Genomic DNA, 22,635 nt, shown 5'->3' on the forward strand with positions numbered 1-22,635 from the left:
CTAGGCGCACAAACACGCGATCGACACTCGATCCCGTGTTAGTGACAGCCTAACCCACATTAAAATTTTGCGGGCGCGTATCCAGTGACTTCCTTTAGCCCCATTTCACGGCCGATAGCCGTCATAGGGTGGATCACCACAAGACCTTTGACAGACTTTTTCAGTTTGCCCATGTCCGCTTGTTCATCTTTAGTCAAAGCGCGATGGAAAGACAAACCTTTGATATCTGAACCTTGCTTATTCAATAAGCGGGTTTGTTGGCCTTTCACACTGCCAATTTGCTTAGTGACTGCAGCGATTTCGCGCTTGAACTGGGCAATAATGACGTCATCGCCTCTTTGTTCAGCCGCAGCAAGTTTACGACGAAATTTATCTAATTTATCGTTAAGCTGCTGCAGTTCTTGCTTTAAATTCATTCTGTTACCTTAAATTACCTAAGTTAGCCACAGTAAAATCTTAGCCTGATTATGCTAGCATCTGTGTCAAGGCCTGAGATTATAGCAGCAAGTTACAGATCCTCGTTACCGCTTTTATAACAAACGAATGATCTGATTGCTGCTGCCGCGAAATACGAGACTTGGATCGGCAAGACTTTGTTCAAATTTGCCATCCACCAGTACATCAATATAGGCCAACACGGCGCGCTGTTCATCACTCAACTCATTAAGCACATAACCCGTCCACAGCCAAATATCCTTCCCCTTACACTCAGCCTTGACTCGTTTGACGAGCGCCAAAATGGCACCGAGATTGACAGGCAATAAAGGATCGCCCCCCGAGAGAGATAAACCACGGCGCACAATCCGCTTATCATTGAGATCGGCAATCATCCTATCTTCCATCGTCCTATCAAACACATGCCTAGAACGGGGATCCCAAGTACTTTGATTGTAACAACCTCGGCACAGGTGCTCGCAGCCAGAGACAAACAAGGTCGCACGCGTACCAGGGCCATTGACCACATCGATAGGGAAATATTGATGGTAATTCATTGATAGTACTTCATAGTGCATTTCATCTTTTAACATTGGGACTTATCCCATGGCACTATTTATGCCACGTGATGCCACGGAATAAGTCCAACAGGCAGGATAAAATATTAGTGTTACAAGTGTTTGATCCTACGTTTTACTTCTTCCTGTTTACCATAATTAAAGGGCCGCGCATCTGGGCTGCCTAAGTAACCGCACACTCGGCGCGTCACTGACACTCGACTTGGCTCATGGTTGCCGCACTTAGGGCAAGTGAACCCTTTACTGGTACAGCTAAATTCGCCAGTAAAGCCACAGTCGTAGCATTCATCAATTGGCGTGTTAGTGCCATAGTAAGGCACGCGGCTATAACTATAATCCCACACGTTTTCCAGCGCTTCGAGGTTATGCTGCATGTTGGGATATTCGCCATAACAAATAAAGCCGCCGTTCGCGATAGCAGGATATGGCTGTTCAAAATCAATTTTATCGTAAGGATTTACACTTTTTTCCACATCAAGGTGGAAACTATTAGTGTAATAGCCCTTGTCCGTCACACCTGTGACTAGGCCAAATTGCTTCGCATCCAGTTTACAAAAACGGCTGCAGAGACTCTCACTTGGCGTGCTATACAGACTAAAGCCATAACCTGTTTCAGCCTTCCACGCATCCGTGGCGGCTTTAAGATAGGCAACAATAGCTACGGCTTTGTCCCTTAATTGTGCATCGTCAAATACATGGGTTTGGGTACCATAGAGTGCATTCATGGTTTCATGCAGGCCAATGTAACCGAGTGAAATCGAAGCGCGACCATTTTTAAAGATTTGAGAAACATCATCATCGGCGCGTAAACGCACACCACAGGCCCCTTCCATATAGAGGATAGGTGCCACACGGGCTTTAACGCCATTGAGTCGCTCAATGCGAGTATCTAACGCTTTACGGGCTAAGACTAATCTGTCATCTAAAAGATGATAAAATTCCGCTTCATCACCCTTAGCTTCCAAGGCAATCCGCGGCAGATTTAAACTAACGACTCCAAGATTATTACGTCCTTCATGCACGAGCTCGCCATTTTCCTCATAGGTGCCTAAAAAGCTGCGGCAACCCATTGGGGTTTTAAATGAACCTGTGACTTTCTCGACTTGCTCGTAATTGAGAATGTCGGGATACATGCGCATAGTTGCGCATTTGAGTGCCATCTGTTTGACATCGTAATTGCAATCGCCAACTTTGTGATTAATGCCATCACGAATCGCAAACACTAACTTAGGAAAAACTGCCGTCTTACGATTTTTACCTAATCCCGCCATCCGTACTTTCAGCATAGATTGCTGAATTAAGCGGGATTCCCACGAAGTGCCCAACCCAAAGCCAAAGGTCACGAACGGTGTTTGGCCATTGGCGGTATGCAAGGTATTAACCTCATATTCCAAAGACTGAAATGCATCGTGACATTCTTTTTCAGTTTGCGCCGTGGCAAAAGCTTTGGCGTCGGTTATCTTCCAATTCAGGGCGATTTGGTAATGTTTGTCGTAGCTCTTAGCAACAAATGGCGCTAACACTTCGTCGATACGATTGATGGTCGTGCCGCCATAAATATGGCTCGCCACTTGGGCAATGATCTGTGCGGTGACGGCTGTCGCCGTTGAAATAGACTTTGGGGTTTCGATTTCGGCATTGCCCATTTTAAAGCCATGGGTCAACATGCCGGCCAAATCAATCAACATGCAGTTAAACATCGGGAAAAATGGCGAGTAATCTAAGTCGTGGTAGTGGATCTCCCCCGCTTCATGGGCAGCAACCACATCTTTTGGCAAGATATGACTCTTGGCATAATGTTTGGCGACTATGCCCGCGAGCAAATCACGCTGAGTTGGGATAACTTTCGAATCTTTATTGGCATTTTCATTGAGTAACGCCGCATTACTTTGCTCGACTAAACCACGGATTTCGAGGTTGAGTTTACTGGTCGCTTCACGGCACACATCTCGGTCGTGACGGTATTCGATATAAACTCGCGCCAAGGACTTATACGGCCCTTCCATCAGTAAATTCTCAACCGCATCCTGTAGATGATGGATATCAACTTCGGTTAAGGTCGCAACGCTTTGACTGATACACGCTGCCACTGTCGCTGCATAGTCGCCATCCTCTATCCCAACTGAGTTTGCAGCGGCATTCACTGCATCCCGTATCCTTGTTTCATCAAAAGGTGTGCGGCAACCATCACGCTTAATTACGACTGGCATTGTTCAGTTCCTCTCCATCTCGCCTAAAAATTAACACTACATCTAGTGATTTTAAAAGCATAAAACACAATATGTAGAGCATTAGGCTACAACGACGGTGAGGCGTCCATGATCCAGATCATAGTTTTTAGGATGAAATAAAAGAACAAACCAGAACTGCAGCTAGGCCCAATTATCTGAAAATTGCGCCTTGACCTGCTGATTAAACCCAGCTAGTTGATGCCTGAAATCAGTGATGATCAAGCACCATAACTCAAGATTAACGCTTAGCGAGTGCGAGATAACTACTGAGTTGGCCCGATGCCGACTGATGCGAACCCATAGACGAAGCGAGTTGCATCATAGATTTAAGCCCCTGCCATTGCTGTTTTTGGGCATCCGTTAGCGGTGGCTCGGAATTTAAATAATCCGTTAATTGGCCAAGGACTTTGGTGGCTTTTTGGGCGAGCACTGGCGACTGAGCATCATCCATATTGGTCAAAACGTTTTTCGCATCGACCAAAGTATTAATCAGGGGGTTGTTCGGTGATTTTTTGGCTAATGATTTGAGCTCATCATCTAAGAAATCTTGCAGCGACTGCTTACTCGGCGTGGTTGTGCTCGGAACTGTAATACCGTTTTTTGATAAACGGTCGAGTTGCACGTCCGATAAAATGCCGTCTTTTTGTAAACGTGACACTAATGCGGGAATATCGGCGACACCAAATTTGCCATCAGCAAAAAAATCCTTCGCCATCGACTGAATTTTCTGTGCACGTTGCGCCCGTGGCGACAGCGCTATCTCATCGGCTTTACCCGCGTCGGGTTTAGCGGCATCCGTCTGAGTTTTCTTGGTCTCAGTGGTCGCATCGGTTTTGGCCGTACTCGTCTTTTGGCTATTGGCACCATAGGCATCGGCGATACTGGTACTGCTGCGATTAAGATTGAAGGCATTTAAAATAGAATTCATCGTCAAAAATTCGGCGTCTAAGACTCAATGACGGTTTTAAAGCAAAAACTAAGCCAATCAAGTATTAATCTGTGCAGAGCCTGAATTTTCGGGTAGCGAACAGCACCAGTAGCATTATCTCTATGACTGTAAATCTTCAATAAGGGCGAGACATTGCCGCCTCAGTAAATCGAGTGCCTCGGCATCCATCTGCACTTTATTCAGCAAGGTTTGCTTTAAGGCTAGGGCTTCATGCTTAATCGCCTCTCCCTGAGTCGTCAGAGTGATCAATTTTTTCCGCTCATCTTCAACGCAGGCCAAACGCGTGATCAAGCCTTTTACCTCTAACCGCTTAACGATAGGCGTTAGCGTCCCCATATCGAGCTTAGTCGCCGCCGATAGCTGGGTTTGACTGCAGCCATTTTGACGCCACAGGGTTTGCATCACCAGATATTGAGGGAAAGTTAACTCGTATGCCTCGAGTAAAGGACGATAAGCGCGCACTAAGGCATTACTCGCGGAATATAACGCGAAGCACACATTATCGGATAAACACAGTACATCACTTGGCGCTAGGCTTTGTGACTCAGGGTTTTGTAGCTCTGGGTTTTGACTCTGCTCTGTAGATCCGAGCTCTGGGTGAGATAAACAATTTTGCACGTTTAAGCGCCTGTCATTCAAACATAGCGCTATCTTATCCGATCCGCCCCATCGCATCTAGTTTGCGCGCAAAGTATTTGCATTGTGTCATGAAGCCACGTACAGTTGACGCAGTTAGTTTGCGCACAAACAAAAGGTTAATTTTCTATGAATAGCACTATTACCGAAACCCGTGAAATCCATTTAGCCAGTCGCCCTGAAGGCATGCCTACGGCAGAGAACTTTGCTTTAGTAAATCAGCCCTTAGCACCGCTTGCCGATGGGCAAGTGTTGATAAAAAACCTGTGGATGTCGGTCGACCCTTATATGCGCGGGCGCATGGTAGATCGTAAGAGTTATGTTCCGCCCTTCGCCTTGAATCAAGTCTTAGAAGGCGGCGCGATTGGTGAAGTTATCGCGTCTAAAAACAGTGATTTCCCAGTAGGCACTAAAGTCAGCAGCATGTTAGGTTGGCGCGAACACGCTGTCACTGATACGGCTGGACTGACCGCTCTGCCGCAAACCGAATTAGACAGTTCACATTTCCTCGGCGTGCTTGGTATGCCGGGCATGACAGCGTGGACGGGACTCACTCGCATCACAGATTTAAAAGCGGGTGAAACCCTGTTTGTTTCTGCCGCATCAGGCGCCGTCGGCAGTGTTGCTTGCCAGATTGGTAAACTGATGGGTGCTCGCGTAATCGCCTCAGTGGGTTCAGACGAAAAAGCGGAATTGCTGCGAAGCTATGGTGTTGATGCCATCATCAATTACAAAACCTGTGGCAATCTCACCCAAGCGCTCACAAAAGCCGCGCCAGAAGGGATTGATGTGTACTTTGAAAACGTCGGTGGTGAGCATTTAGCCGCAGCGCTGAGCAATATGAAAGATCATGGACGTATCGCCGTTTGCGGTATGATTTCGCAGTACAACGACACTGCGCCAACACCCGGTCCAGACAACTTGGCCCTGATAGTGATGCGTAAACTTAAGTTAGAAGGTTTTATCGTATCCGAACATTGGGCGCATTATCCTGAGTTTGCCGTGAAAATGGCTCAATGGTTAGCAGAAGGTAAAGTCAAAGCAGAACAAACCATTTATCAAGGGCTTGAACAAGCACCTGATGCCTTTATCGGTCTGTTTGAAGGTAAGAATCGCGGTAAAATGTTGGTGAAATTAGCGTAACTCGCCATCAAAGCGACATAAATGCTCAGTTTTAGATAGCAAGACTCAGTTTTAGATAGCAAAAAGTCGGTATAACGCGAGTTGTACCGACTTTTTCTATTTGATAGTCAACTGTTTATCTTTTAACGGATTAGCCCTTCCACAACGCAGCTTCAATCAAGTGAGCCACCTTCTCCACAGCAGCCTCGCCAGCGGCAATCGCCTCATCAGCACGGTGAAACTCCATAGTGCCGATATTGCCAACCTCAGGCACAATACAAATATCTGGCGGATCGCCCATCAAGCGCGCCCGTTTATGTCTTTGCTCTAAAATGCCCATAGATTGCGACATTACAGCAATCATGCCAGGATTCGATTTAGTGCCAAGTGAAAACTTATCGGTCAGATTGCTGACATAATCTCGGCCACGGGCAAACAAATCCATAAAACCAGTTTCTTGTCGCGCTGACATATCCATTTCAGCTTCAACGTTTTTTTGGCTCGTCATGCTCACTGGCAACACTTGGATGCGACCAGAATGATAACCATATAAATCCACAGCGATCACCACATCGACGCCCATGGCACGGCTAACAGAAACAGGCACTGGATTCACCACAGCACCATCGACAAGCCAGCGATCACCTTGTCTCACAGGCGCCAAAATCCCCGGCATAGAGCAAGAAGCGCGCACCGCTTGACGTAAATCCCCTTCAGTAAACCAAATCTCCTGCCCAGAGTACAAGTCGGTCGCAACCGCCGCAAATGGACGGTTGAGGTTCTCAATATTCACATCCCCTATTCGAGCCTGAAGCACATCAAATACCTTATCACCGCCGATAAGACCGCCTTTACGCCATCGAATGTCCATCAAGCCAAGCACGTCCCAGCTCGAGAAACTCCGAACCCATTCTTCTAATTCAGGTAAATGGTCATGGGCGTACGCGGCGCCCACTAAAGCGCCCACCGAACATCCCGCAACTTTATCGGGTTTGATCCCCATGGCGGCAAGGCCATTCAACACGCCAATGTGTGCCCAACCTTTCGCAGCGCCACTGCCCAAGGCAATACCAACCGAAGGGGTTGTTCCGTTAGCCATAAATCAATCTCCTGTTACTCAATCCACTACACGATAACGTAAAATCCTTTCATATCCACTGTCAATTGGTGAAACCAAGGCAATTAAGTACTTGTAACACCGATGTAAACAAATGCAGGCAACTAAGTGTAAATGGCACACTTTCGCGATAAATCCATGCGTGAAGCAGAGATAATCACCGATGTGGATAGCTGAGTTAGGGCGATTAAGGCTATAATCTGCCCTTACTAAGATTTAGGGGATATACCTTTGCAATTTACCGATTTTTCTCTGGACCAGCGTCTGCTTCAAAGCATAAAACATATGGGGATCACAGAACCCACCGCCATCCAGGAACAAGCACTGCCTATCGCATTGGCAGGTAAAGATTTAATGGCGTCATCAAAAACGGGCTCAGGTAAAACCTTAGCGTTTTTGTTACCCGCATTGCAAAGAGTCATTTCTACCCGCTCACTGTCAAAACGCGATCCTAGAGTATTGATTTTATTACCAACCCGCGAACTAGCACATCAAGTGTATAGTCAGCTTCGCTTGCTGGTCGCCAACACCCAATACAAGGCCATCAGCGTTCTGGGCGGTGAAAACTTTAACGACCAAGCGAAAGCCCTAGCGAAAGAACCGCATTTTATTGTCGCGACGCCAGGCCGTATCGCCGATCATTTAGAGCAAAAACATCTATTTCTGAATGGGTTAGAGTTACTCGTGCTCGATGAAGCCGACCGCATGTTAGATTTAGGCTTTGCCCCGCAGTTAAAAGCCATCAACGATGCTGCCGATCATAAACGTCGTCAAACGCTGATGTTTTCTGCCACATTAGATCATGACGAAATCAATGATATCGCGGCAACGCTGTTAAAAAATCCAGCGCACGTGGCGATTGGCGCGGCTCACTCTGAGCATAACGACATTCACCAACGCATCTTCTTATGTGACCACTTAGACCATAAAGAAGCGTTATTAGCCCGTTTGCTCAAAGATGAAACCCATAAGCAAGTGATCATCTTTACCGCGACACGCCCAGATACAGAGCGCTTAGCCGCTAAATTAACTGCGCAAGGTTTTGCAACCGCAGCACTCAGCGGTGATTTAAAGCAAGCCGCACGCAACCAAATCATGGACCAATTTGCCCGTGGCCAACAACAAGTCCTAGTGACGACCGATGTCGCCTCTCGTGGTCTGGATTTGCTCAATGTGTCCTTAGTTGTTAACTTCGACATGCCTAAATTTGCCGAGGAATACGTGCATCGTATCGGTCGTACTGGCCGTGCTGGTGCGAAAGGTGATGCGATATCGCTCGTCGGGCCTAAAGATTGGGACAACTTTAAGAAAGTCCAAGTCTTCCTTAGAAAGACCTTTGAGATCAGTACGATTCCAGGTCTAGAAGCTAAATTTAGTGGTCTAAAAAGCAAAGCCAAACAGACACCAGCAAAACGTGTTGCTAAAGCCGAGCTTGCTAAAGGTAAGAGCAAAAGAGCTAAAGCAGCCACACCGGCGCCTTCACGGGATAAGCGTTTTATCACGGGCGTGGACATTGGCGATGCACCCATGCGTAGAAAACCTGCTGCGGCGAAATTACTGCAAGACAATGATACAGAAGAAGTTTAGAAAAAATTAAAGCATACATGCCGGTGGATTTAACATCAGATTTTATCTCTGATACACAATACATTGGCTGATCGAATACTGGGAATTGACGCACTAAGCGCATCAGTCTGTCGCCAAGCGAATCAAAAGCGCAGGGTAAACACTGATCCTCACGTCATTTCCAGCTACAATAGCGCTATTATCGATATTTTGAAGGTGTAACATGAGAGTTTGTGGTGTTGAATTAAAAGGTGGCGAAGCCATTATCAGTTTATTGAGCTATGAAGGTGAAACCTTCAATGTGCCAGAATGCCGTAAGGTGTCTTTCACCGTTTCCCAATCTGCTACCACAGAAGCTATTCGTGAGTTTCACTTCGCTTTTCATAAGCTTATGCAAGATTATCGCGTTGATGAAGTTGTCATCATTGAACGTGAACAAAAAGGTAAATTGGCGGGCTCAGCCACAAGTTTTAAACTTGAAGCCGCGATTCAATTAGGTGAATTACCTGTCAGCTTACTGTCTCCTGTCACTATCAAAGAGCAAAACAAGCGCAATCCACCACAGGTTGATTTCGATAGTTTAGATCTTAAAAAAGTGCAGCAGTTAGCTTTCGAAGCCGCTTACGCCCAGCAAAATCGCCGTATTTTCGGCAAAGTTTAAGTAATGCGATGACTCAGGCTCCGAAGTCATTCGGAGCCAAATTCCCTATGAATCCATTAAAATACTTAAGCGGTTACAGCCCAGATATCCAACAGCAGGTACAGCAACATCTTGATGCTGGCACATTACCCAAGCTACTGTTGAAACGTCATCCTGTCATACATAGCGTTCGCAGTGATAAAGCGCTGTACGACTACACCCAAGCGATTAAAAACCAATTTTTACGCCAATCGTCCCCGCTCTCGAAAGTGATCTTTGATGACAAAATTAACATTAGTCATCATGCACTTGGCTTACATTCCTATGTCGCGCGAGTTCAAGGCAATAAAATCAAAGCTAAGAACGAAATTCGAATCTCTTCACGTTTAAAACGCGTACCAGAGCCTTTATTACGTATGGTTGTCGTACACGAATTAGCCCATTTAAAAGAAAAAGATCACAACAAGGCTTTCTATAATTTGTGTACTCATATGGAGCCGGATTATCACCAGTTTGAATTTGATTTACGCTTATTATTGACCTGTATCGACGCCAACATATCCCCTTATTCCGCAGATAAAGCCAACACTTGACCTTAGTATATTTTTCACCCACAACTTGACTGATAATAGTTTTCATTTAGAATGCTGAAGTATCTCACGCTGCAGAATTCAGTAACGACAATGACGAAACGGAATATCGATAAACTTTTGAGCAAGTGGTGTAAAAAACAAGCTAAAAAGTTACTCAAAACACAGGCAAGATCTGTTTCAAGTTCAGGAAAAGCGATTCCATCCTTATCTCATCTGAACACACTGACTGATAAATCTTTGACTAATAAAAAAGCTCAGCGCAAACACCTCACCAAATTACTCACGAAGCACATTTCACAGCAAGAATTTGCCCATAGCGATAAATCCGCACTCAAGAAACAGTTAAAACTAGCGAAGGCTAAGTTTATTGCCGCTAATGATGCAACATTTTCATCGACTATGATTACTCGGCTCACTCCTTTACCCACAGAACACAGCTTTGCATTACGTCCTTTTAAAAAGTCTCCCTGCGGTGGCTGTCCCGCTCTAAAAGGTAAACTGTGTAAGTGTGCATTAAAAGTGATGCAAAGACGCCAAGCAAGCTGATAGACGCTATTTAACGCTAGGTATTTAGTTTTGTTCAGTCCCTAATAAAGAGTGCTAGTTAGCTTTAAAGGTCATCAGCTGCCAAATTGAGTCTCTTAACAGTCAAAAGAATAACTCGCTATAACACCCTAACTGAAGCTCACCACATCCGCTCTATTTATCCCCTTCTGTGTAATCGTTATTACTGCGAATCGAATAAATTTAAAGCTTCCTTACAACTCGAAGAATACTTGTGATAGCAGAAAAATATCTACAACAAGAAGAATGATGGAAACAAAAATGCCGATGAAATTTGCATTTCATCGGCATTGATAAACTCTTCTAGAAAAGTCAGTACTATTGTTTATTCAAACATGGCAAGACTTAGTTCTATTAGCCAAGGTTCATCATAGCTTCACGACTCTTCACCATATTGGTAAATGTGCGTAAGTCTTGATTCGCTAATTTGCTAGACATAGGAATATCCGCTTTCAACGGGTCAACAGGTTTACCATTGATATGGAATTCATAATGTAAGTGTGGACCCGTTGAGCGACCAGTATTACCTGATAAAGCAATCACTTGGCCTCGAGTCACTCGCTGACCTTTACGCACAAGCGCCTTAGATAAATGCAGGTAACGGGTACGGTACTTACCACCGTGGTCAATCACAATATACTTACCAGCGAACTGGTGATCAGTCACTAAACTAACAACACCATCACCAGGAGCAATCACTTTAGTCCCGATAGGCACTGAAAAGTCGGTTCCGTTATGGGGTGAAATACGGCCAGTAATTGGATGCTTACGATAAGGATTAAAACGAGAACTCATGCGGGGTTGCTTAGCTAATGGATAACGCTGGAACGCACGCACTAAACTCTGGCCCTTGGCATCGTAATAACTGCCGTCAGTATATTGAAATGCACTAATTTCAGAACGACCGGTTTTAATACTCACGCCTAAAATTTGGCTACTGCCCGTTGCTTCACCTTCAACATATTGATCATTTACCAAAACAGAGAATTTATCGCCAACGCGTAAATCACGGGCGAAATTCAATTTTTCTTTGAGTAAATCTTCAATCCGCTGAATGTCTGCCGCAGCTAAACCCATTTTTTGTGCAGAGACGTAGAATGAGCCTTTAATATCGCCAGATATAATACGATTTTGCCAAACGCCTTCAACGTTGACTTCTTCAACATTAAAACTGCCGTCTTCATAACGTGTAAACACCACTTGGCGAGCGGCGTTAAAATAAAGTTCTAATTTCTGTAATTGGCCTTCGTTATCGAGCCAAAATTGCATTCTGTTACCAGGCAATAAGGTATCAAGTGCCAAAATATTTAAATCAGCTTCTAACACCTTATACATGGTCTGCTGATCAACACCCGCTTTCGAAAATAACCCACTTAAGGTATCACCAGAAACGATAATTCGCTCAAACTGTGGAGCGTTATTAATAAGGGTTGCTTGATCTTGGACTTCAGGTTCAGAAACTTGGGGGAGAATATTTTCAATATCGAGGACAACAGGGATACGCTGAGCAGTTGGCACAACATGACCATTATTCGGCATTAACATAGCAGCGCCAATCAACAAACCACCCATTAATAGAATGTTTTTTTGGGTCGATGATAAGTTCTGCAAACGGGTTTGCGATAAGTTGATAAAGTTGGGTTTGCCTGTCTGCAACGCTTTTCACCTTTCGTTAACTTTGCGTTTTATTTTTGAACCAGTCCCTATGAGGGAGGCCCGAATTTTTTCCAACTTATCCCAAAAATCCCATTATGACAAATGCTATTTCGTACTTTTACCTGACTATTAACAAGAAACATGCGCCAGTTGGCATTTTCAACTCAGTTTGCGCACATTATCCTAATGTTAAACACGCAAGAGTCACAATAAATAACATATACAAAACAGCAGGTTATTTATTGGACTCTGAGAGAACGAGCGACTAAGGCAAAACTATCGTCATTTCGCTCCCATGTGAGGTTTTATTGATGTCGATGCGAGTATTTATCTGCTCTTTCATCTCAGAAACGTGCGAGATCACCCCTATCATGCGGCCCGAAGACTGCAGATCCATCAAGGTTCGAATCGCCAATTCCAATGAATCTTGGTCTAAACTGCCAAAGCCTTCATCGATAAATAAGGTGTCGAGTTTGATCCCCCCAGCATAAGCTTGCACCACATCGGATAGCCCTAACGCCATGGACAAGGCCGCCATAAAACTTTCGCCGCCGCTTAAGGTTGCCACAGGGCGCACTTTTGAGGTGTAGGCATCTTCCACTTCTAACTCGAGCCCAGACGCCTTGTTGCCCTTTGCTCTATCTTCCTTACGCAGCAAGCGATAACGTCCCTTACTCATCAGATGCAGCCTATGGCTCGCTTCGAGTAACACATCGTCGAGCAGTACGCTTAATACAAAACGCTGCAAACTGATCTTATTGCCTGTTTTCCCATTCGCCACATCGGCAAGCGTGCCGATAACCGCATATTCATCATCTAACGCCTTAGCTTTCGTATCTGCAATACTGAGCTGGGTTTGAGTTTGTGTGAGCAATACTATGCGAGTATGAAGTAGCTGCCATACCTGCTCTGCTGCGTGTAATGCTTGCTGCGCCGACTCAAGCTCGGCAGCGAGCTTAATGCTATCGGGTGGCACTTTATCTTTGAGCTTCAGCGCTAACTGCTCGCACTGCGCCTTGGTCAAGGCACTGCGCTGCTGGTAAGCCTCAATCTCGCTGGCTAATGCATGCAGTTGCTCTTCATCCAGCATGGCCGCAAATAAGGCCTGTTGGTCGGTAAATCCCGCTGCGACTAATTGCTGATTGAGTTGCTGCTGGGCACGCGTTTGCTGAACTAATGCCGCCTCAGCGGTATTTTCGGCACCATTAAGCGCCGCTTTAGCTGCAACAAAGGTTTGCCCTGTTTGTTGCTGAAGCGCCCTCACGTCAGCAATCTGCTGTTTAATCTGGCTTATCTGTTGCTGGTTTTGCGTGATTGCTGCGGTTAATGCCTCAAGCGTTGCAAGCGCAGGTGGGACGCTTTGCTGCATGTGCGCCAACTGCCCCTGCAATAAATCCACTTTAGATTGCAGCGCACTATCGTGTGTTTGTCCTTGCTCCAGCTTTTGTTGCAGATGCGTTTCCTGCGCGTGCAACAATACAATTTCTTGCTGTAACTGCTGCAAATCTTGATGAGCTTGCTCAGCTTGCGTGAGTGAGAAAGCATATTGCGACAAGGTATGCGCATGTTCATCTTGAGAAATATCAACCGCTGTGCCCAATTGGGCCGCGAGATCTTGCGCTTGTTGCTGCAAGGTTTCTAACTGTGTCTGTAATCCGCGATATTCCGCTCTGGCTTTGCTCAGGATATCTTGAGCCATCGTTTCAGCGTCTTGGGCCAATTGCAGCACTTCATCACTTGGGAGCGGCTCTTTGCTCTGTGCTGGCTGTGGATGGGTTTGGCTGCCACAGACGGGGCAAGGTTCATCTTGCTGTAATTGCCGCGCTAAAATGGCTGCCTGTCCTTGGTGCCAAGTCAATAATAGGGCTTTATGCGCAACCTGTGCTTGCTGATGCTCGGCATTGAGTTGTTGCCCTTGCGCTTTCGCATTGGCAAGTTTTTCCTTTGTCGACGATACCCTTGCCGCCACTTGTTGCCATTGCTGATAAGTCGACAATAACTGCTGTTGCTGCTGGTGCGCCTGTTGCAATGAGAGGCGAGTGTCGCTATTGGCCTGCAATTGTGGCAAAGCCGATTCCAGTTCACGGCGTTTTTGGGTTGCGGCGGTTAACTCATTTTTACTGATCTGAAGCTGTGTTTTAGCTTTAACTAACTGTGTATGCTCTTGCTCGAGGGTTTTATTGAGTCTATCCAGTTCCCTAAGCTGCGGCCCTAGCGCATTCAGTTGCTGTTTGGCTTGTTCCTGTTCCAGTAGCGACGCTTCCAATACGGGTAAGTCTTGCGCTTTGAGCTCGGCATCATCAAAGGCTTGCTTGGCCTGAGTCAACGCCGTTTGCGCATGACTAAAGGCGAGATTGGCGGCTTTTGCTTCTTGTTCACGAGCCAAAAACACCTCAACCATAGGCGCTAAACGCTGCGCTTGTTCGGCTAAGTTCAGCTTATGGGTTTGCGCGACTATGCTTTCTTGCTGCGCCTCGAGCGCTGCAGCCGTTTGAGTTAAGGTATCAAACTGCGCAAATTCAGCCAGTAGATGCTGGGCGGCATCGCTGGCTTTAATGATTAATTGTTGCTGCTGTAATGCCTGTTCCTTGGCACTTTGAGCGAGCGCAAGTTCAGGCGTGAGCTTGGCTAATTCATTGCTAAGCTCGTCATCGGATGCTAGACCCGCACTTTGTAAAATACCATCGCGGCGGCTGCGTTGATCTTTCACTAAGGCGCTAATATCGGCAGCCTTATTTTTTAAGGTATCTTCAATCCGGCGATAAATATGCGTTTGAAATAACTGACTAAATATCAGCTCACGCGCTTTAGAGTCCGCCATTAATAATTCGCGAAACTTACCCTGAGGTAATACCATCACTTGGCGAAACTGCTCCACATCGAGCCCAGTTAAGGCTTCAATCTCAGCGGTGGCCTCGGACACTTTACTGGCAACTAATAAGCTTTCATTGCCATCGGCGTCAATTTTAAAGAGCTGCGCTTCAGGCTTTTGCACTGTCGAGCCGTCACCGCTTTTCTTAACTCTGTCTTGCTCTGGCACCCGGCGAATACGATAGCTGTTACTGCCGAGCTGAAAACTGAAAGTGACTTCTGTTAGTAAACTATCGTCGGCCATATCGCAGCGCATTTGGCTGCCTTCACGCTCATTACCTGTGGTTTTGCCATAGAGCGCAAAACAAATGCCATCGAGCAAGGTCGTCTTACCCGCGCCTGTGGGCCCGTTGATGAGAAATAACGGATTGCTTCCAAGGGCTGTAAAATCAAGTACCTGAGTCGATGCAAAGGGACCAAAGGCTGACATTGAAAGGTTAAGGGGTCTCATGCTTGGCGCTCCTCATTGTGTAGCTTAGTCAGCAGGTCATCCATCACAGCTTGCTGTGCCTGCGTCAATGACTCGCCAGACACCTGGGAGAAAAAGTCACAAAACATGTCCATCTCGCCTTTTTTGATATGATCCCGGCTCAAAGCAACTTGCTGCTGCCCCGCCATCAAGCCTGTCCGCTCTAAATGCAGCACATTAGGGTAGACGGCCCTAAGTTTGCCCATAGCGTCTAAAATAGCATGTTTATCGAGGAGCCTGACCATAAGGTAATCCTCACGCTTTGCATCCGTTTTACCTTGGGCGAGTAAAGTGTCTAACTCCCCTTCTAAGATGCGGACATCACGCATCGACGTTAACGGCAATAAACGGATATCAATCGGCGTTTGCGTGCCCAGTTCAACTAAGGTCACCGACTTGTGTTGATGTTGTTCGCTAAAGGAATACTTCAAAATCGATCCTGAGTAACGCACATGCTCGGCGCCTTTATATTGCGGTCCGTGCAAATGCCCAAGGGCGACATAATCAAACTCAGTGAAGAGCTTTGGCGATATTTTATCGGCGCCACCAATACTGAGTGGCCGCTCTGATTCGGATTCGCTGCCACCATCCAAAAAGCAATGGCTTATCACCACCTTGGGTAAGCCTTGGCTATCGTGCTGACGCACTTTTTCCAGCAACACATCCATGGCCATTTCGTGGCTCGATGCCTCACACTCAAACACTTGGCGAACTGTTGCAGGTTCAGCGTAAGGCAAGGGATAAAAAACCACATCACCGCTTGAACTCGACAAAGTAATAGGATGAATGTCAGCACTCAAAGGCCCAATAATATGTAACCCGCTTGTCGCCATTTGTTTTGCCGCAAACCCTAAGCGCTCTTGGCCATCGTGGTTACCGGCAATCATAATCACTTTCAGGCCTAAATCTTGTACTAAGCGATTGAGCACATCATCTAACAGCGCAACCGCGTTTGCTGGCGGAATCGATCTGTCATAAATATCCCCCGCCACAATCACAGCGTCCACCTTATGCTCATCTGCTAATGCAATAATTTGCTCGAGCACAAAGGCTTGATCATCCAGTAATGACTGATTGTGTAACTGACGACCTATGTGCCAGTCCGAGGTGTGGATAAATTTCATAATCGCTCTTTTAAAGAAGTGGTAACGCTAAACCCGAGCGCATGTGCCGGCACATCAACGCAAATATAAGGCAGACGAGCTAGACACTGCACGCATGCAAATCGGGTTAAATCGCATTAAATAAAGACATAGCGTTTAAATGCACATAGAAAATGAGAAGCCTAAAAAGTGCATTAAAATTGACAGGTTATACTATTCAAAAAACGTGAAAGAGTACACCTATTGCAAAGTAGGAAGAGACGTTGCGATCATCTTTAGAGGATATTCTGAGCGATATCCACCTCAGCTAAACTTATGAGCCAAGGTGAACGTCACTCAGATAAGATAAATTAACTTAAGCTTACGCGCGAAGATTAGCTAATCCGCCATTTAAGGCTGCGCTTATTGATAAGAAACAATCAATTAGAATAAGTGATATTGCGTTGCGAGGAGTTTAAAGCTCATGGCAAGGGACATAGTCACGACGAGCGGCTTGATGATCTTCGTGCCTTTAGTCACAACCAGACGAGAACCCAAAGTTGCGCCAATCGCTTGTCCTGCGAGCATGACCAACCCCAATAACCAAATCACTTTGCCGCCCAAGGCGAAGAAAATCAGCGAAGCTATGTTGGTTGAGAAATTAAGTAGTTTCGCGTGAGCCGTAGCCTTAGCCAAACCAAAACCTGCTAACGATACAAACGCCAGCGCAAAAAAGCTGCCAGTGCCAGGACCAAAAAAACCATCGTACAATCCCACACCTAACGCGGCAGTGAACGCAAACGCGGTAGGTGTCAGCACTTGATGCTTATCGTCTTCAGAAATCTTTTTCGAAAATAAGAAGTAACAACCAATTGCCAAAATCAAAAATGGCAACATTAATTCCAGCACTTTGGTATCGACGAGTTGAACGAGAATAGTGCCTAATGCCGCGCCGATGAACGCACAGATCAAGGCTAACTTTACGGATTTAAGATCCACGAGTCCTTTACGGACAAAGTACAAGCTCGCAAAAAAACTGCCGCCACAGGCCTGCAGCTTATTTGTGCCTAAGGCAACCGCAGGCGGCAAGCCAGCCCACATGAGTGCAGGAATCGTCAACAAGCCACCGCCACCGGCGATAGCGTCGATAAAACCTGCCACCATAGCGACGGCAAAAAGTATCGCAGCGATTTGTAACGTCAGTTCAAATTCCATAATGATTTATTATTCTTCTGATAAAAAAGGGAGTGATTGCTGGGCATTAGACTGCGTTTGCCAAATAAATGCAAAGGAGTTATTGTCGTTACTGCGTGAGTTAAACTCACACAAAATCTGTAATCCTGTTCGAATTACTCAACTGTAGGACATCAAATGTTGACCGAACTGCCGCCACTGAATTCCCTCCGTGCTTTTGAAGCGGCTGCACGCTTGCAGAGCATGACATTAGCCAGCAAGGAGCTGCATGTCACCCATGGTGCGGTCAGTAAACAAATCCGAGTATTAGAGGATTATTTGGGTTTTGCGCTTTTTGTGCGCTTACATAAAAAAGTCAGTTTAACCGATGAAGCCAAGCGCTATTTGCCCCATGTCCAAGCCGCGCTGCAAACCCTGTCAAGTGCAACGAGTGACCTACGCCGCCAGCCTTCTAAGCCACAAACCTTAGCCATCAATGTGCTGCCAAGCTTAACCATTAATTGGCTCATCCCGAGAATGGAGCAGTTTAAGTCCCGCCATCCGCACCTTTATGTCGATTTGTCGATTGGTGACTTTGCCGTGGACTTTAGCCAAGGCCGTTATGATATTGCGATTCGCAGCTGCACAGCTATTCCTAAGGGCGCGAATTATATCAAGCTGATGGATGAAGATTTGTGTTTAGTTTGCGCGCCATCGTTAGCGCCAAAACTACAAAACATCGAGGATATCAATCACGTCACCTTACTGAAACACACTACAAGACCCGAACTTTGGGAATATTGGGCTGAAAAAGTGGGCTTAACACTCACCCAAGCACAAACCTTTGGCGTTGAGCATTTTTACATGCTCAGCCAAGCCGCCGCGAGTGGCATGGGGGCAGCGCTTATTCCGCGATTTTTTATCGAAGAGCAATTGGCAAACGGCAGTTTAGTCATTCCCTTTGACGCCCCTTTTACCAGCCCCTATCGCTACTACCTGCTCACACCCAAATCCCCTAGCCTGCCGTTAAAAGCCCAAGCTTTTATTGACTGGTTATTAGAAGTGTTTGCGCCTTATCGCCACTAAACAACATTTGGAATGTCACAGTTTCAGCAAGCTGCAATAACGCTCTATGTGACAAATGAGACTATGAAGTGCTGAAAACAAGTGCAACAAATGGGCGCAAAAAAACGGCAATAAAAAACCACCAAGAAGGTGGTTTTTTAGACTCAAAGGTCAAAGCAAATCAGCATCAGTGATTGCAATGAGCACCGTGGACATGCTCATGGTCATCATCTTCCATAAACTCGTCATCACCGTCTTGGTGTTGCATTACGCCCCAACCGTCGGTCATACCCCCGAATTCGGCGGCAAAATCATTCAACATGACTTCTTGCTCAACCAAAGTATCGTAATCAGGTACCATATTGAGGCAAACAATGATTTCCCACTTGCCCAGCTCATCATTCAGATTCAGCTCAAGCTCGCCTTGCAAGTCAGAATTTGTGAGTTCTTCTAACGCCGTTTCAGCATCACGTTGGTCATCAAAAACCAAAAAGAAATCAACATCTAACTCTTTTGTTAAATCGATTCCTGCTTCAGCCATTGCGGCCAGCATTTTACCATTGTCATCATCTGGAAATTGCATATCTTGCTCCACTGTTTCAGGCTTATTCTGCCGCAATGATTTGAACTGATTCACCATTAAAGCTGACGATATCGCCCGCAATAATTTTTTTACGTTTACGAGTTTCAACTTCACCATTCACTGTGACTTGACCTTCCTCGATAAAATGCTTGGCTTCGCCGCCGGCATTGCTCATGCCCTGCACTTTTAATACTTTGTACAATTCAATGAAATCTTCGCCAGAATGCAAAGCCAATTGATTAATTTGCGCCACTTAATACACGCCTTCTAAAAATAAACCTGCGGCATTATACCAGCACCGCACAAAATCCGCTGAAGATAATTTGGCTAGAGACGTCTTTCATCGGCGAGTAAACCGAAGACCGATTCATCGAGCCAGTTTTTACCCATTTTGAATTGCTGCCTGAGTAAACCTTCAAGCCTGAAGCCACACTTTTCAAGAACCCGCGCCGATGCATGATTATCTTTGGCGCAATGACCAACAAATTTATGCACATTAAAACTTAAGCAGGCCCAATCAATGACCGCCATTAAGCTCTCAGTCGCATAACCTTTGCCGTGGCCCTCTGCGGCCAGCAAGTAACCCACTTCTGCACGCTGCTCATCAAGGCTTTGACAATAAAGGCCTGTTAACCCGACAAATTGCCCTGTATCGACGGTCTCAATCACTAAGGTGAGCCAATCGCCAGAACCGTAAAACCAAGTATCGGAGCGCTGCTGAAACTTACTGCGGATCACCTCTTGCGACTCAGGAACTCGCACATAGCGATTAATCTCAGGATCGCTGTGCAACGCATAAAAATGTTCCCAATCGCTGTCTTGTAAGCTCCTGAGTTTCAATCTATCGGTATAGAGTTCCAGCATAGTGACTCCGTGATGAGCAAATAAAACAAAAACGGCAGCAAACGCTGCCGTATCAAACAAGCTGTATCAAATAAGCCGTAAAACTTATGCGCGGCTGGTCACTTCAAGTAAATGAAAACCAAACTGCGTTTTAACTGGACCTTGCACTTCGTTTAATGGCGCGCTGAAGACGACTTCATCAAACTCTCTCACCATCATACCAGGACCGAATGAACCCAATTCGCCGCCTTGGGCGCCTGATGGGCAAGAAGAGTGCGCGCGAGCAATTTGAGCGAAATCTGCGCCTTCCAATATTTGCTGTTTCAGCGCTTGGCATTGCTCTTCGCTGCTGACTAACAAATGTCTTGCTGTTGCCTGGACCATAGTAAAACTCCTGTGAGGATCATGAGACATTTGCCCCAAATATCATTGAATTCCCATTAAAACATCCGTTTTAACAGGTTTTGAATCAACAGTATAAAAACTTTCTGTTGAATAAAAAAGTCTTAAAATGCCGTCATTCACATCAAAGTCAAATAACGACATATTACGGACTAAGCCTGTTTAGACGTTATCCAACGATCGATTTTGTTTTCCATGACCGCCATAGGTAATGAACCTGATGTGAGGATTTGATCGTGGAACGCTTTTAAATCAAATTTATCACCCAAGGCTTTTTCAGCACGGGCGCGCAGTGCCAGGATCTTCAGCTGACCGACTTTGTAAGACAAAGCTTGACCAGGGATCGCCATATAGCGCTCCACTTCAGCGACTATGTCACTTTCAGCCATCGGCGAGTTGTCTTTCATGTACTGAATCGCTTGTTCACGACTCCAGCCTTTTGAATGAAGACCGGTATCCACCACTAAGCGCATCGCACGCAGCATTTCATCGGAAAGCTTGCCAAAATACTGATAAGGATCAGTAAACAAGCCCATCTCAATACCTAAGTACTCAGCATAAAGTGCCCAACCTTCCTCGAATGCCGTATAGCCACTGAAACGCTGGAACTCAGGTACACCGGTTAGCTCTTGCTTGATCGCAATTTGAAAATGATGCCCAGGAGCAGCCTCGTGTAAAGATAAGGTCGTCATTCCCCACTTTGGCTGCGCCTTGAGGTTATAAGTGTTGATATAAAACACGCCTGGACGACTGCCATCCACCGCAGGCGATTCGTAAGAAGCACCCGCCGCAGATTGTTCTCTGAAGCTTTCAACCGGCTTGACCACGTAATCAGCTTTTGGCATCACATTAAAGTAGTTAGGCAGCACTTGATTGATTTTATCTTTCAACACCATATAACCATCAATCAAACCTTGACGATCACTGTAGAAATACTGAGGTTCGGAAGATAAAGACCCGAAAAATGCTTTCAAATCGCCCTTAAAACCGACTTGCTCACGTACCTTATCCATCTCAGATAAAATTCGCGCCACTTCACTTAAGCCAATTTGATGAATTTCATCCACAGACATAGTGGTGGTCGTATGTGAGTTAGCCAGATGCTGATACCAAGCTTTGCCGTTAGGTAAACCAGACCAACCATCAGTCGCCCGCGATTTAGGTAAATAGGTTTGCTTAAAGTAATCACGCAAATCCGTCAACGCTGGCACGATACGTTCGGCTATCATGGCTTGATAACGAGCTGTCAATTCCGCTTTATCTTGCTCAGAAAAACTCTCAGGGAAATGCTGAATGGGCGAGTAGAAAATGCTCTGAGTCGCATCAGTCGTTAGCATAGCGTCTAACTGGGGAATAATGCGCTCTACCAACACCCGAGGTAGCACCACTTTACTTTCAATGCCTTGATTCATCCGATTTTCAGCAAGCGCTACCCACTTGATGAAACCATCGACTCTCTGTTCCCAATTACGATAATCTTGAACAGTATTAAAAGGTTGTGCACTCTCGCCACTTCCCAACTGCACCATGGTAATAACAGTACTATAGAACTGGCTTATCGGCATAAAGCGAGATGGGAAAGTTTCGTCCACTAACGCCATATCACGGTCATAGACAAACAGGTCGTAACTTAACTGTAAATCAGCGGGCAGTTGCTTTGGATCTATCGCGCGCACCTGAGCTAAATAGTGAGTATTAAGATCATGGCGAGCCTTGAGGTAATCTTCGGTTAGATCCCCGCCAAAATCGGCGTTATAGTCATTAACGCCGACAAAGGTGGCGTAGATGGGCTCAAGCTTTAGGTAATCTTTAAAATAAGCATCCACAAGCGCTAAATAACGCTGCTCGGCCGTTTGTGTTTCGCCCTGCTCTGCAACTGCATTAGCTTGGCTGTTTTCTTGAACTGCAGTGGCTTCAGGCTTAGAACAACCTTGAAGGGTGAAGATTAACGCTATCGATCCTGCCAATAAACCCAATTTCATTTTAATATTTTTCCTTTTTGGCCCGCTATTGCAGAACTGTTTCTATACTTAGTTCAAGGTCTGCTATCGGAGTTAATC

General features: G+C 45.9%; 21 protein-coding genes. 6 read left to right on the forward strand and 15 right to left on the reverse strand.

The window, feature by feature from the left end; all coding sequences use genetic code 11:
• Positions 1-59 precede the first annotated feature (59 nt).
• The 5 genes from KV201_RS15740 to KV201_RS15760 all read right to left on the reverse strand — a co-directional run bounded on the left by KV201_RS15740 (position 60) and on the right by KV201_RS15760 (position 4,811).
• A complete protein-coding gene (locus KV201_RS15740; protein ID WP_006081182.1) occupies positions 60-416 on the reverse strand; it encodes a YibL family ribosome-associated protein in 357 nt (118 codons plus the stop codon).
• A 114-nt stretch (positions 417-530) separates the two neighbouring features.
• Entirely contained in the window at positions 531-992 is a 462-nt protein-coding gene (gene nrdG, locus KV201_RS15745; RefSeq protein ID WP_226059892.1) for an anaerobic ribonucleoside-triphosphate reductase-activating protein, read from the reverse strand.
• 113 nt (positions 993-1,105) lie between these two features.
• Positions 1,106-3,223 (reverse strand): anaerobic ribonucleoside-triphosphate reductase, encoded by a 2,118-nt coding sequence (nrdD, locus tag KV201_RS15750; protein WP_226059878.1) that lies wholly within the window; start codon positions 3,221-3,223, stop codon positions 1,106-1,108.
• Positions 3,224-3,482: 259 nt separating this feature from the next.
• The gene (locus KV201_RS15755; RefSeq protein WP_107404805.1) at positions 3,483-4,172 is read right to left on the reverse strand and encodes a hypothetical protein; all 690 of its coding nucleotides are present in this window, start codon (positions 4,170-4,172) and stop codon (positions 3,483-3,485) included.
• A gap of 120 nt (positions 4,173-4,292) precedes the next feature.
• Positions 4,293-4,811: a MarR family winged helix-turn-helix transcriptional regulator gene (locus tag KV201_RS15760; protein WP_226059879.1), complete on the reverse strand. Its 519-nt coding sequence runs from the start codon at positions 4,809-4,811 to the stop codon at positions 4,293-4,295.
• A gap of 147 nt (positions 4,812-4,958) precedes the next feature.
• Here KV201_RS15760 and KV201_RS15765 point away from each other — a divergent pair, with 147 nt between their 5' ends.
• Entirely contained in the window at positions 4,959-5,972 is a 1,014-nt protein-coding gene (locus KV201_RS15765) for an NADP-dependent oxidoreductase (protein WP_226059880.1), read from the forward strand.
• A gap of 130 nt (positions 5,973-6,102) precedes the next feature.
• Here KV201_RS15765 and rssA read toward each other — a convergent pair whose 3' ends face one another.
• Positions 6,103-7,050, reverse strand: coding sequence for a patatin-like phospholipase RssA (gene rssA, locus KV201_RS15770; protein WP_006081176.1), 948 nt, complete (start codon positions 7,048-7,050; stop codon positions 6,103-6,105).
• A gap of 249 nt (positions 7,051-7,299) precedes the next feature.
• Between rssA and KV201_RS15775 the strand changes: the two genes are divergently transcribed.
• The 4 genes from KV201_RS15775 (at position 7,300) to KV201_RS15790 (ending at position 10,413) form a co-directional block, all read left to right on the forward strand.
• Positions 7,300-8,655, forward strand: coding sequence for a DEAD/DEAH box helicase (locus tag KV201_RS15775; RefSeq protein WP_226059881.1), 1,356 nt, complete (start codon positions 7,300-7,302; stop codon positions 8,653-8,655).
• Between the two features lie 202 nt (positions 8,656-8,857).
• Positions 8,858-9,295: a DUF3010 family protein gene (locus KV201_RS15780; protein WP_006081174.1), complete on the forward strand. Its 438-nt coding sequence runs from the start codon at positions 8,858-8,860 to the stop codon at positions 9,293-9,295.
• A 47-nt stretch (positions 9,296-9,342) separates the two neighbouring features.
• Positions 9,343-9,867, forward strand: a complete 525-nt coding sequence (locus tag KV201_RS15785) for a M48 family metallopeptidase (RefSeq protein WP_226059882.1) — start codon at positions 9,343-9,345, stop codon at positions 9,865-9,867.
• Positions 9,868-9,957: 90 nt separating this feature from the next.
• Positions 9,958-10,413: a hypothetical protein gene (locus tag KV201_RS15790; protein ID WP_319000224.1), complete on the forward strand. Its 456-nt coding sequence runs from the start codon at positions 9,958-9,960 to the stop codon at positions 10,411-10,413.
• Between the two features lie 372 nt (positions 10,414-10,785).
• Here the strand turns inward: KV201_RS15790 and KV201_RS15795 are convergent, their stop codons facing one another.
• The 4 genes from KV201_RS15795 to KV201_RS15810 form a co-directional block, all read right to left on the reverse strand.
• Positions 10,786-12,087 carry a peptidoglycan DD-metalloendopeptidase family protein gene (locus KV201_RS15795; protein WP_006081171.1) on the reverse strand — a complete coding sequence of 434 codons (1,302 nt, stop codon included), beginning with the start codon at positions 12,085-12,087 and terminating at the stop codon, positions 10,786-10,788.
• A 265-nt stretch (positions 12,088-12,352) separates the two neighbouring features.
• On the reverse strand, positions 12,353-15,409 hold the full coding sequence (locus tag KV201_RS15800; protein WP_226059884.1) for an SbcC/MukB-like Walker B domain-containing protein: 3,057 nt from the start codon (positions 15,407-15,409) through the stop codon (positions 12,353-12,355).
• Positions 15,406-16,551 (reverse strand): exonuclease SbcCD subunit D, encoded by a 1,146-nt coding sequence (locus KV201_RS15805; protein WP_226059885.1) that lies wholly within the window; start codon positions 16,549-16,551, stop codon positions 15,406-15,408. Before KV201_RS15805 ends, KV201_RS15800 begins: the two co-directional genes overlap by 4 nt.
• 402 nt (positions 16,552-16,953) lie before the next feature.
• Positions 16,954-17,724, reverse strand: coding sequence for a TSUP family transporter (locus KV201_RS15810; RefSeq protein WP_006081168.1), 771 nt, complete (start codon positions 17,722-17,724; stop codon positions 16,954-16,956).
• 156 nt (positions 17,725-17,880) lie between these two features.
• Here KV201_RS15810 and KV201_RS15815 point away from each other — a divergent pair, with 156 nt between their 5' ends.
• Positions 17,881-18,768, forward strand: coding sequence for a LysR family transcriptional regulator (locus KV201_RS15815; protein WP_012088834.1), 888 nt, complete (start codon positions 17,881-17,883; stop codon positions 18,766-18,768).
• 166 nt (positions 18,769-18,934) lie between these two features.
• Here KV201_RS15815 and KV201_RS15820 read toward each other — a convergent pair whose 3' ends face one another.
• From KV201_RS15820 to KV201_RS15840, 5 genes are all read right to left on the reverse strand, one after another.
• Positions 18,935-19,330, reverse strand: coding sequence for a ribonuclease E inhibitor RraB (locus tag KV201_RS15820; RefSeq protein ID WP_011846490.1), 396 nt, complete (start codon positions 19,328-19,330; stop codon positions 18,935-18,937).
• Between the two features lie 22 nt (positions 19,331-19,352).
• On the reverse strand, positions 19,353-19,583 hold the full coding sequence (locus tag KV201_RS15825) for an RNA-binding S4 domain-containing protein (protein WP_006081165.1): 231 nt from the start codon (positions 19,581-19,583) through the stop codon (positions 19,353-19,355).
• A 74-nt stretch (positions 19,584-19,657) separates the two neighbouring features.
• Positions 19,658-20,194, reverse strand: a complete 537-nt coding sequence (locus KV201_RS15830) for a GNAT family N-acetyltransferase (protein ID WP_071938982.1) — start codon at positions 20,192-20,194, stop codon at positions 19,658-19,660.
• An 84-nt stretch (positions 20,195-20,278) separates the two neighbouring features.
• A complete protein-coding gene (locus KV201_RS15835) occupies positions 20,279-20,557 on the reverse strand; it encodes a peptidylprolyl isomerase (RefSeq protein ID WP_006081163.1) in 279 nt (92 codons plus the stop codon).
• Between the two features lie 170 nt (positions 20,558-20,727).
• Complete coding sequence (locus KV201_RS15840; protein ID WP_226059886.1) at positions 20,728-22,557, reverse strand: DUF885 family protein; 1,830 nt, start codon at positions 22,555-22,557, stop codon at positions 20,728-20,730.
• Positions 22,558-22,635: the final 78 nt, after the last annotated feature.

This window comes from Shewanella sp. SR1 (assembly GCF_020447145.1).
GTDB classification, from domain to species: Bacteria; Pseudomonadota; Gammaproteobacteria; order Enterobacterales; family Shewanellaceae; genus Shewanella; species Shewanella baltica.

Excerpts from the sequence above, each read along its gene's own strand:
- KV201_RS15740 (WP_006081182.1), bottom strand. The coding sequence starts at position 416 with ATGAATTTAAAGCAAGAACTGCAGCAGCTTAACGATAAATTAGATAAA.
- nrdG (WP_226059892.1), bottom strand. The coding sequence starts at position 992 with ATGAATTACCATCAATATTTCCCTATCGATGTGGTCAATGGCCCTGGT.
- nrdD (WP_226059878.1), bottom strand. The coding sequence starts at position 3,223 with ATGCCAGTCGTAATTAAGCGTGATGGTTGCCGCACACCTTTTGATGAA.
- KV201_RS15755 (WP_107404805.1), bottom strand. The coding sequence starts at position 4,172 with ATGAATTCTATTTTAAATGCCTTCAATCTTAATCGCAGCAGTACCAGT.
- KV201_RS15765 (WP_226059880.1), top strand. The coding sequence starts at position 4,959 with ATGAATAGCACTATTACCGAAACCCGTGAAATCCATTTAGCCAGTCGC.
- rssA (WP_006081176.1), bottom strand. The coding sequence starts at position 7,050 with ATGGCTAACGGAACAACCCCTTCGGTTGGTATTGCCTTGGGCAGTGGC.
- KV201_RS15780 (WP_006081174.1), top strand. The coding sequence starts at position 8,858 with ATGAGAGTTTGTGGTGTTGAATTAAAAGGTGGCGAAGCCATTATCAGT.
- KV201_RS15785 (WP_226059882.1), top strand. The coding sequence starts at position 9,343 with ATGAATCCATTAAAATACTTAAGCGGTTACAGCCCAGATATCCAACAG.
- KV201_RS15790 (WP_319000224.1), top strand. The coding sequence starts at position 9,958 with ATGACGAAACGGAATATCGATAAACTTTTGAGCAAGTGGTGTAAAAAA.
- KV201_RS15800 (WP_226059884.1), bottom strand. The coding sequence starts at position 15,409 with ATGAGACCCCTTAACCTTTCAATGTCAGCCTTTGGTCCCTTTGCATCG.
- KV201_RS15805 (WP_226059885.1), bottom strand. The coding sequence starts at position 16,551 with ATGAAATTTATCCACACCTCGGACTGGCACATAGGTCGTCAGTTACAC.
- KV201_RS15810 (WP_006081168.1), bottom strand. The coding sequence starts at position 17,724 with ATGGAATTTGAACTGACGTTACAAATCGCTGCGATACTTTTTGCCGTC.
- KV201_RS15815 (WP_012088834.1), top strand. The coding sequence starts at position 17,881 with ATGTTGACCGAACTGCCGCCACTGAATTCCCTCCGTGCTTTTGAAGCG.
- KV201_RS15820 (WP_011846490.1), bottom strand. The coding sequence starts at position 19,330 with ATGCAATTTCCAGATGATGACAATGGTAAAATGCTGGCCGCAATGGCT.
- KV201_RS15830 (WP_071938982.1), bottom strand. The coding sequence starts at position 20,194 with ATGCTGGAACTCTATACCGATAGATTGAAACTCAGGAGCTTACAAGAC.
- KV201_RS15835 (WP_006081163.1), bottom strand. The coding sequence starts at position 20,557 with ATGGTCCAGGCAACAGCAAGACATTTGTTAGTCAGCAGCGAAGAGCAA.
- KV201_RS15840 (WP_226059886.1), bottom strand. The coding sequence starts at position 22,557 with ATGAAATTGGGTTTATTGGCAGGATCGATAGCGTTAATCTTCACCCTT.